The sequence below is a fragment of the Anthropogastromicrobium aceti genome, assembly GCF_020687335.1.
Taxonomy (GTDB): domain Bacteria; phylum Bacillota; class Clostridia; order Lachnospirales; family Lachnospiraceae; genus Anthropogastromicrobium; species Anthropogastromicrobium aceti.
On sequence record NZ_JAJEQN010000012.1, the window covers coordinates 26,619 to 39,618 of the forward strand.

Below are 13,000 nucleotides of genomic sequence, written 5' to 3' on the forward strand. Positions count from 1 at the left end.
TCCGTTCTTATGAGACCAGCAAGATCATCTCCCGCAGCTGAGCAAAGTAGAGCTTTCCCTTTGGCGTAACCAGCGTGTAGGAGCCGGTATGCCCGTGATTGCAGTAGTCTTTCACACAGAACAGCCCCGTATTTTTCACATTGGCATAGGGCAGCACATTGCCGGATGCTGTGCGGTACACAAACCGTCGTTCTATCAGAAACCGAACAAACCGGCGCTCCGGGACATCCAACTCTTTGGCGGTTGTCCTGAGATTGGTGCTGTGCTTTAAGTCGATGAACAGGTCATAGAAAGCGGCTTTGCCCTCCAGCTGTGCATTTTCCTTACGCAGAGAAATATTTGCTTCACGCTCAGCCAACAAGTCTGAGCAGAGCTTCATCAGAGCCTCCGGGGAAGTAGCTACCTCCCAAAGCTTCTCTCTTGTGAGATAGGCCCCGTGCTTGCGAATGGTAGGCAGAACCTCATCGAATACCCACTGTTCAAACTGTTCTGCCGATGGCAATTTGCTGTGAACAATCAGGCGGTACAAATCTCCTTCGGGGATAAAAGTCATACTGATTTTGCGGTCGGGGCTTTGTGGGTGAGGTGCGTCGCGTTTCACGACATACCTACAATGGCGGATAATTGCATCGCGGGAATTGCTGTACCCCAGCGCAGCGGCCACATCCGTTCCGCAGAACAGGTATTTGCCGTTTTCTTCGATGACCCGGATACTGCCAAACTCCGGGTTTTTGAAAATTTCCATCTGGTTCATGTCGTGCCTCCTTTGGCATGATAAAAGGCGGCCTTTACCAGCCGCCTGCGTGCATATCGTGGTTGACCAATGAAGTGAAGTGATTATTCATGGTGGTAGGCGCATTGAACAGCACCGCAAGCAGGTACTGCTTCATGTTGCGTACCTGGGTGGTGTTCTTTTGCAGACAGTCCATGACAAACTCGATGTGGGAGCTGTCCAGTTTCAAAAAACGGGAACGCACGATCTCGTGAGGAAAGTCTGCCCCAGAGATCCGGGTGGTCTTTCGTCTGGCACAGACCGTTTCTACCAACAGCTCTACGATCTCATTCAGGTCATCCAGGTAGAGAGGATAACGCTGCTTCAGACAGTCATACTCGATATTCTCCAAAATCAATTCCCGATAATTTTCTATCTCTGTGACAGACATCGCATCTCTTCCTTTCCGTTCCGGCGGTCTTGCCGCCGCTGTTTCCCGGAAGGGAATGGAATCGGTACTTGATCCATAAGTAATTGATTTTTCTGTATTTGATTTCTCTATATTTAATTCTGCGGGCTTTTCCGTATCCGGTTTTACCATATCCGGGTTTTCCGTATCTGGTGAAACCACATCTGACGGCAGCATATCCAGCTTCTTTGGCTGTGGCTGCTCATAAATGATGTACTCGGTATCAGTAATACGGCCATTCGCACCGCGAAGCTGCCTGCGGACAATATAGCCAGCTGTTTCCAACTCTTTGAGCGCAGAGCCAATGGCGTCCACACCCTCCTTACAGATGGAAGCAAGCCCTCTTGTAGTGTAATTCCACTCCTCTGGGAGCGACAGGATCATGGAGAGCAGACCCTTAGACTTTAAGGTCAGCCCCTTATCCTTCAGATGATAATTTGACATAACGGTGTAATCGCGTGTCCGTTGTACGCGGTAGACTGCCATTCACTTCACTCCTTCCTGTGGTCAGAAAATAACAAAAGCCGCTGTCAGTAAAGACGCGGCTCAAACTTCATAGAAAACTCCTGGTCTCCCATCAAAGGGATAGCGGCTGATGTCCTCAAAGGCGTCGGCAACCTCCTCCGCTGGATAGTCCTGCCAGTCCCGCTCCCTGACGATATGATGGATAGTACGGTAACAGGTAGAAAACCTTTCATACGCCGAACGGTATTTCGTATTCACGCAGGAGACATCCACAAACCGCCCGTCCTCCAAGAGCCATAGTTCCCGGATGCAAGAAGCATCCACCTGCGTAGAATGACTCTGGATAGTTTTTTGGTAAATGCAAAATCCCCGCTGTGGAAACAACTCTGGCCCATAGTAGTTCAAGGAACACTCATGGTTTCCCGCGGTCTGGTAAGCAAGGACACTTTCCCCACGATAGCGGACAGACTGCGCCACAAGTTCCATGTTCAATCTGGAGAGCGCCCTTTTCCGCTCCTTTTTGTCGGGGAAAAGATAAAGATACGCCGTCCTGATGGCATTGCAAATTTCTTTTTCTCTAAACATCTTATTTTCTCCGTTTTTTCTTTACATCCAAGACATGACCCTCAATTACACGGGCGTACCTTTTGATTTTGATCTCCCGGCGCTGCTGGCTTTGCAGGGCGGCCTGATAACCGTCCTCAGTCAAAAACAGCCGCATTTCATCTCCGGGGCTTCCGTAAGCAGTGCTGGGACGCAGGACGGAAAACTCGATCATCCAGCGGGTGTTATCCCAAAACCTCTCTACGGCGAGAATGTTGTGTCCTTTCAGCTCACGGGCTGAAATATCCCTCATAGGCGGCTCCTTTCATCGTTCCTGGTCTCTCTGACGCTTTTTCTGCCATGCCTCCAGCAGCTTGATGATGGTTTCCTGCATCCGCTGGGGCGTATAGCTTTTAGGGAAATACTTCCGCAAAGTGTCAGAGGTAAATGTCACCCGGTCCAGATCACTTTTCTTTTCCTCACCCATGATGACACGCATCATATCGAGGGTCAGATGCCCCTCCTGGCTATATTTCTTGAGCCGCTGGGCTTGGGAAAGGGAAGGGGTAGCCTGTTCGCTGTCCATCGCGTCCAGCAGGTCTACCTGTTCCTCCTTTTTGAGAAAGGACAGCTCATAGGCAGGGTTCAGGGCAATCTTCTTTTCATCCACCATATCCATCAATTCAGGAATCAGCTCTGTCAGACGGATATAACGCTGTACCTGCCGTTGGCTTTCGCCAGCTTGATCTGCAACCTTTTGAATAGAGGTCTGCGACTTCTCGCCAACTTGGCGAGAAGTTAAATCGGTTCGTGCGCCCTGATGTTTGACAGCCTCCAGCTTCATTTTGTAGGCAAAAGCCCTTTCGCTTGGAAGAAGGCTTTCTCGCTGCAAGTTGCTGTCAACCATAATGATCGTGGCGGCATCATCATCCAAATCCCGAATAATGACAGGCATGGTCTCTTTTTCTGCCAGCTCACTGGCTCTGCGCCGCCTGTGTCCGGCTACCAGCTCATAGCCGCCCTCAGGGTCTGGTCGGGCAATCGCCGGAACCAGAACGCCATACTGCTTGATACTGTCAGCAGTCTCCATCATGGCTTCGTCATCCTTGACTTTGAATGGATGGTTCCTAAAGGGATGCAGTTCAGACAGCGGAATTTCCTGAATCTTTTCCAGCTTTGCATCCTGGCGGCCTTCTTCGGTGGAAAACAGATCATCTACCGAGGCCAGCTCTATTTTTTTCGCGCTGCTTTTCAAGTTTCAACACCTCCTTCGTCAGATTTTTGTAGCCCTCAGCCACCTTGCCGCTGGGATCATGGGCAAAAATGCTTTTTCCCTCGGCGCTGATTTCCTTAGCCCGGACAGAATGGGGGATCTCTGTGCCGAATACTTTGATTTTGCCGCCATAAGTCTCCCGCAGGAGCGCGGAGATCTCTTTGGCAAAGTTGGTTCGGCTGTCCACCATCGTCAGCAGGATACCGTCTATCTGGAGCTTGGGGTTGATCTGCCGCTTTACCTTGTTTACCGTGGAGAGCAGCTGTTCCAGCCCTTTGGCGGGCAGATACTCCGCCTGAACGGGAATAATGATCCTGTTCGCAGCGGCCAGCGCATTGACCGTGAGCATCCCCAGGGAGGGCTGACAGTCGATGAGGATATGGGAGTATTGCCCCTTCAGCGTGTCCAGATATTGCCGCAAGATAGTCTCACGGCTCATGGCGTTTACCAGAGAAACCTCCATACCGGAAAGCTGAATATCCGCAGGCATCAGGTCAACGCCTTCTGCATGATGCAGAATACCTTCTCCGGGGCGTATAGGCTGATCCATCAGAATTTTGCCCATTGCATCCGACAGTGTAAATGGCAGTTTGTCCGGTTGCGGATTTCCCAAGCTGATTGTCAGGCTTCCTTGTGGGTCCCCGTCGATCAAAAGCACTTTCTTTCCGGCCTGTGCCAGACCTATTCCCAAATTGGCACAGGTTGTTGTTTTGCCAACGCCGCCTTTCTGGTTGGCAATGGCAATGATTTGTGTATTCAAATAAACCTCCTCCTTCTACAAAAAATATCCCTATTCCGAAAAATAGGGATGAAAAAAGCCGCTTACTCAAATAAATGAATAAACGGCTATGTAAGAAATATTCGATTGTAAGTAAAGTTTTATATCACTGCAAAATACCGAAGTGCATCTTTGATTGCTTCTACCTTTTCTGGTGTCGGATGCTTCCTCGGCTGTTTCAATTCTTCTACCGCATTAGGAGCATCATACATTGGCAAGCCTAAATCTCTCTTTACCTCTGCGATATATGCGGTATGTACTTTGAAGCCGTATTTCGCTTCTATGTACTCCTTAATCATTTTGTAGGTCACTTTTTCTTTGGGCTTGTACGCTTCGGCTCTTTTAGCAATACTATCTACCGGAATCTTGCCCTCGCCCTCTCCAAACTCCACATCAATGTGGATATAACTGTCGGCTTTTTTGTGGGATAAAAGAACTACCGTCTCCACATGTATTGTCACTAACATAGGAACACACATCTTTTACCTCGTCTGCGATATGGGAACACATTTCTTTCGCTTTTTCTACTGCTTTTGATTTCTTCCCAAATCGTTCTTTTGCGTTTCCAATTTCATTTTTGAATCCTGTTTTATATATGAAAATGATTTTATAGGGATCTTTCTCTCCATTTTCATCGTAACCACCGACAATAACTTTTTCGATGATACTTTCAAATATTCCTCTGTCAAATTCTTCTAAAATCTGGTTTTTTGACAATGCTTTTCTAAAATCTACCAGTCTTCTTTGCAAGCTGCTTTCATTGTCATATTGTTGTTCGAGCATACCCAGCTGAGCATTTACTTCAGATAATTTCTTTTCATATCCCATATCTGTTTCTTCGTAAATGTCCTTAGCCACAACGCCCTCTAAATAACTCTCCAATAATTTCTTTCTTTTATATTGGATATTATAAGCATTTTTATTGAGTTTTTCAATTTTATCTTCTATTGAATCTTCAGATAAAGTTTTTTCAACTCTCTTAATAAATTCCTCTAGTACATCCTTATGATCTGTACATAGCATTCGATAGGATTCAATAAAAGCATCCTCAATAACCTGTTCTGGAATTCCTTTACTATCCGGGCAAAACCGTTTTCCATGTTTCGTAGATTTGACACACTGCCAAATAGTTTTTTTATACTTTGAACTACTATGCCATCTTCGTCTTGACAAGCTCGCACCGCAAAATCCACATTCAAGCATACAACTAAAAGCATATTGTCTACTGAATTTTTCTCGTTTTCCAGGTGCTACTCCCTTTTTGCGTCCTCCATTACGGCGTTCCCGTATCTCCTGAGCTCTTGCAAATTTTTCTTCTGATATAATCGGTTCATGATGATTTTTGATATAAAACCGATCTTCTTCTCCAAGATTTTCCAGCCTTCTTTTTGATATCGGATCTACTGTAAAGGTTTTTCCTAATAAAATATCACCTTTGTATTTTTCATTATTAATAATTCCCATTACACTGGAAGAAGTCCACAGATTCCCTTTAATAGTTGAAATCCCCTGTTCATTCAGTTCCCTTGCAATCATCGTACTTCCAGCACCTGCAACATATCTGTCAAATATGTATCTGACCGTTTCCGCACCTTCTTCGTTAATAGACAGCGACTTTGTTACTACATCGTAATCATATCCAAGGCAGCCCTGAAAACCAACAAGTTCTCCACGTTTCATCTTCATTTTCAAACCTTTTTTTACATATGCAGATGTATTTTCCACTTCCTGCTGTGCAACAGAACTTAAAATAGTCAGTAAAAATTCTCCATCTTTTAACGTATTAATTTTTTCGACTTCAAAATATACCGCTATATTCCTCTCTCTTAACATTCTTACATATTTTAATGTATCTAATGTATTTCGTGCAAATCTAGGAATACTTTTGGCAATCACTAAATCAATATTACCAGAAAGGCATTCCTGAATCAGTAATTGGAATTCTTCTCTTTTATCTGTTTTCGTGCCTGTAATTGCTTTATCAGCAAAAACTCCTGCAAAAACCCATTGCTTATTACTCTTTATCAAGTCCGTGTAATATCTGACCATTGAATTATAACTTTTAATCTGATCTTCATCATCAGTACTAACACGACAATATGCGGCAACTCTTAATCTATCAATCTTTCTTCCCGTAGAAGTATCCTCACCAGCACCCTTCGCCTTAATGATTTCAACTTCCATTTCACCGCCCCTTTCTTTTTGTGTTCCTACCGTAGTGTTGATATAATCTTACAACGCAACACTCCGATAGTCAAGCGGTAATATTAGAAATAACACCATAATCTTTTTTTAACTTTTTCTCTACCAGCTGATACTCTGCTTCACTTATAAGTTTTAACGAGCGTAATTGTTTCAACATTGACAGCTGCATACTGTATCTCAACAATTTTGCACTATTCATTTTCCCTCTCTATTCTTTCTCATCTACTTTTATTCAAAAATCCTGCAGTAGCTGTCGGGTAACAGCCTCATTGGTATTTCACCATCTTCTCAGACCGGGCAGCTTTCCCGGAAGTATCATTAACAAAAACAGTATCTTCGCTACAAAAATCCCACTTTCTGATCACAGTCAAATATTTATCGCTCATGCCTTTGCTTCCATATCATTTTGATACCATTTCCACTTTGCGTCACGATGTCGCAAAGCAATAATGCAGACAGTCCTGGCGTATCTACTGTATAGCTCCTCTGTTTCATTCGTCCTGCAGGATAAATATGAAATTTTCAAGGTACAATGATTGCTCTTTTTATATCAATTTACGAAAGGGAGTCGTTCAGATAAAAATTATGCAATCTTAAATTTCAGTATTTTAGTAATCAATTTTGTTTCAAGTCTGCGTCTCAATGTTTCATCCACACAATAATGTAAATTTCCGTATTCATCATATAATTTTCTGGTTGATAACACTGCAATATAACCTTCATAATGTTTCAAAATCCTGTTAATTGCTTCCACATCTCCGGACGCTGCCGACACAATAATATGATACGGTAGTAACTTTGTATTATTTCTTTTTTCCAGTCCTGATCTCCTCCATAATCTTTTTTAAAGCTATAAGGGAACTTGTACGATGATGATGAATGGTACTTCTTACAAGATTCATATATTTTGCAATTTCTGTATCTGTCATATCCAGAAAAAAAGATAATAAAATTACATTTCGCTTCTTTTCCGGCAAAGACTTTAATGCTTCACCAATCAACTCATCTTTTACTTCTATGTCATAATCAAAGACATGGAACATTTCTGATTCAACTATGTAATCATCCATGATTTCCAGTTGTCGTAGTTCCTTCTGCGTTAATTCCGAAAAAGAAATTTCATATTTTAAACGATAATTTCTTTCTCTCTCATAATCTATCATTTCATTCTTCAACAGGGTTTTGCAGAAACTGTCAAACTGTTTCCTTATTCTTGACTGCTGTTCGGAAGAAGATTTCTTCATAAGAGATCACCTCCTTCCGTAACCACCTGAAGCAGAGTGAAATATCTCCCTTTCACTCCATAGCACGAATGGATATATATCCAGCGTCGAACACCCGACACTGTTTTTAAAAAATATTTTTTTATATAAAAAACGCCCTTACAGGCCGATACCCATAGGACGTTGTTTATATCTGATATTAAATTTTCCCCACATGTCTCGAGTGGGTATAATGCACTCTCAACTGCATAACTATTTACATTGCTTAAAATGCAACTTATTTATCTGCCTTTCCACGCATTACGCAGGATTGGCTTTGATTAGCACCAAAAAATCCTTTCAACAGTTCAGAATACATAGCCCTCCCAAACATGTTCAAAGGATAAAAACACGAAAAAAAGCCTTTGAACATTGCGTTTTTTTATATGCAATATCCAAAGTTTCTTACCTTTTCTAAAAGTGCATGATACCCCTCTAATATAGTGATTTATTAGTGCATTTTCTTTCTCTAAAGTGAAATATACACTATACATGGAGGTGTATGATATGGCTAAATCTAAGAAAATTGATAAAGACATGGGTTTTCGCCTGAAGAAAGCCAGATTAGACCAAAAGCTGACTTATGATGAGCTATCCGAAAAATCCGGTGTTTCATCAAGATATATTAAAGAGATTGAAAATCATGGCAATGTTCCAAGTCTTGAAAAACTCGGACAGCTCATTCGTGCTTTACACATCTCTGCCGATCCATTTTTTTATCCAGCGGCTCTGAACGATAATCTGGATTACCAAAGGCTGTTGATCTATCTTTCAGAATGTACTCCCGATCAGATAACCACCATCCTTGCACTTGTGGAAGCCTATCTTCGTACATATAAAACCCATGAAACAGAATAGCAGAAAGATTTCTATTTTTTCTGGATTATTTCTGAATAATTCTGGATAAAACAGGGTGGTCAGCTTGTCTGTAAGCCTTCCACCCCGTTTGAACTATTTTTCAGTATGCATAAGCAGTTCTTTTACTTTATTTCTTTTTTTCAAAATTCCCAATCCTTCAAATATCTGTATCGTATCTATCATTCCCTGATAATACGCTCTTTGTTCTTCTTGAAAATGGGCATGATCCACAATATCCATATATTTTTCCAAAAGCTCCCTCTGTTCTCCTGAAATCTCTGCCAGCAACTTCTCATATTCCTGATTTGCCTTTTTTAATTCTTTAGCTGCATTTTTCGCTTCTTTCGTACAAACGGAATACTCACGCTCTCCTGCTTCGCTACGAAGCTCCTCCAATACCTCTGCCACCATTTCAAATACTTCGTTCATTTTTGTATCCACCTTTCCATATAAGTATTGCATTTTGCAGGCAGTATTATCAGTCCTTGCATTATTTTCAACAACTTTATTCTCTTATACTTCATCTTTAGAAGTATATTATCAATAATATTCCGTAAAATCAATCATGTAACACTTCATCTTTAGAAAGTTGGTGTTTGAATGAAGATTTACTGGAATCAGGAAAGTAATTCCAAGAACCTTATCGGACAACGTGTAAAAGCCCTACGAATCGAAAAACATATGTCGCAAAAAGCATTAGCCGAACAACTACAACTGGCCGGATATGAATTCAGTGACCTTACCGTACTTCGTATCGAACAAGGAACACGTTTTGTACCGGATTATGAAGTCGTTGCTCTTGCAGAATTTTTTCATGTATCTTGTGAATATCTCTTGGGTGTTAAAAAGGAAAAATAAGCAGTGATCTGGAATATTTTCACAGACCACTGCTTAAATTTTTGTTAAAGCGATACCCAACTCCCCATACTGTTTGTATGTAAATCGGTTTACTTGGGTTATCTTCTATTTTCTCACGTAGATTACGGATATGGCTCATGACGATGTTATAATCGCCGGAATAGGATTCCTTCCAGACAATATCATAAATCTGCTCCTTGCTAAACACTCTACCTAGATTGTTGGCTAACAGATAGAGGATTTCAAATTCTGTAAATGTCAAATCTATTTCCTGTTTCTGCTTTCTTACCAAACGATTTATATTATCTATTTCTAATCCATTAAAACTCAAATTTGTTTTTGCATTTTCAATTACTTGAAATGCTCTTGCTCCCGTATTGACACAGGATATTATATGATTCAGGATTTCTTCCTCACTATCTTCAAATGTCAGTATTAACATTTTCCCATGTAATCACCTACTTTATTTTTTATGCATAAACTTTTAACTAAAACAAATCTGCCGTACTGTGACATTTTTCTTTTACCATCACACAGCTAAAGATTATTCAATATTCAATTCAATGTTTCCAGTAAATTCCTCACACTCAATGCCGACATAATTTCCACCATCAGGAAGTGTAATTGTGTCACTATAAGTTCCGGTTGTTTCAAGCAAAGTGACTACTTCATCAGCTCCAGAAATCCAAAATACTTTTGCAGTTCCCTCCGCAACCTCCAAAGTGCAATCAATAGACAAATCCTTACCAGCTTCTCGCTTTATAGAAGTTCCTCCAAACAAATACTCTGAATCTGAAAAATTCTCATAATCAGCCGTATAAGTTCCCGTATAATCATCAATCCCTTTTTCTTTTGTTCCTTCCAAAGATAACTTTCCTGTAAGCTCTATGACTCCAGCCGACTGAACGATATTATTATAATGATTGAGAATTTCATCTTTTGAACAGCCAGAAATCATAAAACTTCCCAAAAGGACAAATGCCAATGCTAAAACTATTTTCTTAATAAAATCATCACCAGCCTTTCTTTGGTGCTACCTTTTTGGCCTTTTTCTTTGTTTGGGTTGCTTCTCGCTCTTTCATGCACAAAATCAAGATGGCAGAAATAACGACAGCAAGCACAAGACTGCAAGAACAGCTTCCGATATTCCAGTTGACTGCGGTATCATAGCTGCGGTAGCCTACCATTCCAAGACTTGCGGTAATCGGATAAAGGTTTGCTAATGTCATATTTCCTGCGGCAAACATCCCTCCATATCCATAGACAAAAGCAATGATTACACCGACTAAAAAGCTACCTGTCCTCCGACAAGTAAGAGCGATAATCGGCAGAACCGCAAGATATAAAAAGAAATTAACCGCAGTAATCTGCAAGGCTGCTTTTAGAGCTAAGGAAATCTCAAAGCCTGGAAATCCCACAATCATTTCCGCTATGATTGTAAACAAGCTGCATATCAGCCCGAAAGTAATAGACAATACGCCGCACACAATCAATTTTCCGGTCAGCAGCTTCTTAAAAGAAATCGGCACAGTCAGAATATTTTTCAGTGTGTCATCCGTCTGCTCACGAGAAATCATATATCCAGCAATTAGGCTGATACACATCGGAAAAATCATGGACATATTGTTTTTGATGACCTGTTCTGTAAGATAGGCGAAATCCCAAACGGAACCATCATTCGCCATAGAGGTAAACAAGGTCAGCAGGACGGATAGGAGCATGAGTGCAACGCCCGCCCAAAGGATATGATACCTTTTCAATTTATAAAATTCTGTTTTTACAATGCGAACCATGTTTATTCCCCCCTCTGCTTATATAATCTGTCAATCAGTAAGAACGAAACGAATGCCATGATTCCAAGAATGAATACAACTTGAAATGTTGAAGGAATTAGCCCTGTCATTTGCTCCAAGTCCATTTTTATTCCATGAGCCGCCATATCTCCCGCACTCCAAAATGTAGTCAGTGGCGTGGGCAGAAGCCATAACATGGTTTTAGGCAGTGTGTCAAACAATGCCGTAGCACTCATGTTCAGAACGCTGTAAAAGACACACAGCAAAATGGAAAAAACATAGGTCTTACTGAAAAAGACAACAAGGACAATCAACGGGAGTGTTCCTGCTGTAATGAAGATCCCCGTTTCAACCGCCAAAAACAGCTTATAACCAATTCCATAAACTTCTAATGTTCCAATTCCGCAAAGAATTGTTGCAATAGTAGAAGCCACGCAAAAAACAATTCCAAAGATAAAAAGGACAATGATCTTTGCAAGTACCATTTGCGTGCTGGTTACTGGAATTGTACGCAAATTTTTGAATGTATCGTTGTCGCGTTCCATAAAAAACAGGATGGCGGCAATCACTCCGATAATGCAGGGCAGTAAAAACTGGATACCATATCCCAACACCATGTTAAATAGTCCATCGAAAGCATCTGCCCGATCCGTATATCGCTCCATCATAGAGGGCGTTATCATCAGATAAGTCAGCGGGATTGGAAACAGGAACGCAGCCAGAATAATCAGCGGAATAAATTTCTTCCGTTTCAATTTCAAAAATTCGCATTTGATTAGTTTAAGCAATTCCTTCGCCCCCTGTCACACGCTTGAAGTAATCTTCAAGACTTTCTTCACAGGTATGTGCTTCTGATACCTCCAATCCGTTTTCTACAAAAGCAGTTACAATTTTCCCCACAGGCAGCTCCATATTGTGTAGACGCAGATTGTGGTCGTCTTGTATGGAAAAATGGGTTTCATGGAAATTGCGTTCCAAAATTCTTGCCGCCTGTGCAGTATCAGAGATCGTAAACCGGATATGTTTACTGCTTTTTTGCTCCAACTCAGCAAGGCTTTCTTCTTCCAGCAGTGCACCGTGGTCAATAATTCCAATATCGTCAGCCAGCAAGGAAATCTCCGAAAGAATGTGACTGGAGATTAAAATGGTTTTTCCTCTTGCGTCACAAAGCTCACGGATAAAAGAGCGTACTTCTGCAATACCGATAGGGTCAAGCCCGTTGATAGGCTCGTCCAAAATTAAAAGTTCCGGATCGTGCATGACTGCAAGGGCAATCGCCAACCGCTGCTTCATACCAAGAGAGTATTGCGAAAACAGCTTTTTATCCTTGTAAGGAAGTCCGACTAAATCCAGAGCGTCTTTGATGGCATGGTTGTTTGGTACTCCACGCAGGGTAGCAAAGATACGCAGATTCTCCGTACCGGTCAGATTGGGATAAAAACCAGGGGACTCAATCAAACTTCCAATGCGGGGCAGCAATTTCTTTTCATTTCCCTGCAAAGACTTTCCCCAGATTTTGACCTCACCGGAAGTCGGCTTCGTTAGCCCCAACAGCATTTTCATGGTTGTGGTTTTTCCGGCTCCGTTTCTACCCAACAGACCATAAATTCTCCCACGCTTGACATGGATATTTAAGTCCGCCACACTCTTTTGTGAGCCGTATTGCTTTGTCAGATTTTTTGTTTCAATAATATAATTTGAATCCATATTCAAAACCTCCTGTTCTGTAAGGTATTCTATCACGCCAACCTTGCATTAACCTTGCCACAACCTTGCATTAACCT

18 protein-coding genes and 1 pseudogene are annotated in these 13,000 nt (G+C 41.8%); 2 read left to right on the plus strand and 17 right to left on the minus strand.

The features are described 5' to 3' along the window. Nucleotides 1-7: 7 nt before the first annotated feature. From LKD48_RS06345 to LKD48_RS06395, 11 genes and pseudogenes are all read right to left on the minus strand, one after another. Complete coding sequence (locus LKD48_RS06345; protein ID WP_009004944.1) at nt 8-754, minus strand: BRO family protein; 747 nt, start codon at nt 752-754, stop codon at nt 8-10. 34 nt (nt 755-788) lie between these two features. Continuing rightward, complete coding sequence (locus tag LKD48_RS06350) at nt 789-1,667, minus strand: DUF6017 domain-containing protein (protein ID WP_002576243.1); 879 nt, start codon at nt 1,665-1,667, stop codon at nt 789-791. Nucleotides 1,668-1,727: 60 nt separating this feature from the next. Continuing rightward, a complete protein-coding gene (locus tag LKD48_RS06355) occupies nt 1,728-2,231 on the minus strand; it encodes a hypothetical protein (RefSeq protein WP_002576244.1) in 504 nt (167 codons plus the stop codon). A gap of 1 nt (nt 2,232) precedes the next feature. Continuing rightward, nucleotides 2,233-2,502 carry a DUF5720 family protein gene (locus LKD48_RS06360; protein WP_002576245.1) on the minus strand — a complete coding sequence of 90 codons (270 nt, stop codon included), beginning with the start codon at nt 2,500-2,502 and terminating at the stop codon, nt 2,233-2,235. Between the two features lie 12 nt (nt 2,503-2,514). Next, entirely contained in the window at nt 2,515-3,444 is a 930-nt protein-coding gene (locus tag LKD48_RS06365; RefSeq protein WP_002576246.1) for a ParB/RepB/Spo0J family partition protein, read from the minus strand. Next, on the minus strand, nt 3,401-4,222 hold the full coding sequence (locus LKD48_RS06370) for a ParA family protein (protein ID WP_044932634.1): 822 nt from the start codon (nt 4,220-4,222) through the stop codon (nt 3,401-3,403). The genes LKD48_RS06365 and LKD48_RS06370 overlap by 44 nt, the downstream gene beginning before the upstream one ends. 119 nt (nt 4,223-4,341) lie before the next feature. Continuing rightward, nucleotides 4,342-4,698, minus strand: a pseudogene (locus LKD48_RS06375) (23S rRNA (uracil(1939)-C(5))-methyltransferase RlmD); the annotation flags it as partial. Continuing rightward, nucleotides 4,634-6,424, minus strand: a complete 1,791-nt coding sequence (locus LKD48_RS06380) for a recombinase family protein (RefSeq protein WP_308731536.1) — start codon at nt 6,422-6,424, stop codon at nt 4,634-4,636. The gene LKD48_RS06380 and the pseudogene LKD48_RS06375, both read right to left, overlap by 65 nt. A gap of 70 nt (nt 6,425-6,494) precedes the next feature. Continuing rightward, nucleotides 6,495-6,644 (minus strand): SHOCT domain-containing protein, encoded by a 150-nt coding sequence (locus tag LKD48_RS06385; RefSeq protein WP_004613393.1) that lies wholly within the window; start codon nt 6,642-6,644, stop codon nt 6,495-6,497. 384 nt (nt 6,645-7,028) lie between these two features. Continuing rightward, nucleotides 7,029-7,265: a helix-turn-helix domain-containing protein gene (locus tag LKD48_RS06390; RefSeq protein ID WP_038292684.1), complete on the minus strand. Its 237-nt coding sequence runs from the start codon at nt 7,263-7,265 to the stop codon at nt 7,029-7,031. After that, nucleotides 7,249-7,689: a sigma factor-like helix-turn-helix DNA-binding protein gene (locus tag LKD48_RS06395; protein WP_002594762.1), complete on the minus strand. Its 441-nt coding sequence runs from the start codon at nt 7,687-7,689 to the stop codon at nt 7,249-7,251. Before LKD48_RS06395 ends, LKD48_RS06390 begins: the two co-directional genes overlap by 17 nt. 525 nt (nt 7,690-8,214) lie before the next feature. Here LKD48_RS06395 and LKD48_RS06400 point away from each other — a divergent pair. Then, nucleotides 8,215-8,565, plus strand: coding sequence for a helix-turn-helix domain-containing protein (locus LKD48_RS06400; RefSeq protein ID WP_002594763.1), 351 nt, complete (start codon nt 8,215-8,217; stop codon nt 8,563-8,565). A 93-nt stretch (nt 8,566-8,658) separates the two neighbouring features. Here the strand turns inward: LKD48_RS06400 and LKD48_RS06405 are convergent, their stop codons facing one another. Then, nucleotides 8,659-8,994: a hypothetical protein gene (locus LKD48_RS06405; RefSeq protein ID WP_002594764.1), complete on the minus strand. Its 336-nt coding sequence runs from the start codon at nt 8,992-8,994 to the stop codon at nt 8,659-8,661. Between the two features lie 171 nt (nt 8,995-9,165). Here LKD48_RS06405 and LKD48_RS06410 point away from each other — a divergent pair, with 171 nt between their 5' ends. Then, on the plus strand, nt 9,166-9,423 hold the full coding sequence (locus LKD48_RS06410; protein WP_038292687.1) for a helix-turn-helix domain-containing protein: 258 nt from the start codon (nt 9,166-9,168) through the stop codon (nt 9,421-9,423). 19 nt (nt 9,424-9,442) lie between these two features. Here LKD48_RS06410 and LKD48_RS06415 read toward each other — a convergent pair whose 3' ends face one another. From LKD48_RS06415 to LKD48_RS06435, 5 genes are all read right to left on the minus strand, one after another. Then, nucleotides 9,443-9,865: a winged helix-turn-helix domain-containing protein gene (locus tag LKD48_RS06415; protein WP_002594765.1), complete on the minus strand. Its 423-nt coding sequence runs from the start codon at nt 9,863-9,865 to the stop codon at nt 9,443-9,445. A 102-nt stretch (nt 9,866-9,967) separates the two neighbouring features. Then, complete coding sequence (locus LKD48_RS06420) at nt 9,968-10,429, minus strand: hypothetical protein (RefSeq protein ID WP_110102444.1); 462 nt, start codon at nt 10,427-10,429, stop codon at nt 9,968-9,970. A gap of 7 nt (nt 10,430-10,436) precedes the next feature. Continuing rightward, nucleotides 10,437-11,216: an ABC transporter permease gene (locus LKD48_RS06425; protein WP_117844629.1), complete on the minus strand. Its 780-nt coding sequence runs from the start codon at nt 11,214-11,216 to the stop codon at nt 10,437-10,439. 2 nt (nt 11,217-11,218) lie between these two features. Continuing rightward, nucleotides 11,219-12,004 carry an ABC transporter permease gene (locus LKD48_RS06430; RefSeq protein WP_117844631.1) on the minus strand — a complete coding sequence of 262 codons (786 nt, stop codon included), beginning with the start codon at nt 12,002-12,004 and terminating at the stop codon, nt 11,219-11,221. Continuing rightward, nucleotides 11,997-12,923: an ABC transporter ATP-binding protein gene (locus LKD48_RS06435; RefSeq protein WP_015524607.1), complete on the minus strand. Its 927-nt coding sequence runs from the start codon at nt 12,921-12,923 to the stop codon at nt 11,997-11,999. The genes LKD48_RS06430 and LKD48_RS06435 overlap by 8 nt, the downstream gene beginning before the upstream one ends. Nucleotides 12,924-13,000 lie beyond the last annotated feature (77 nt).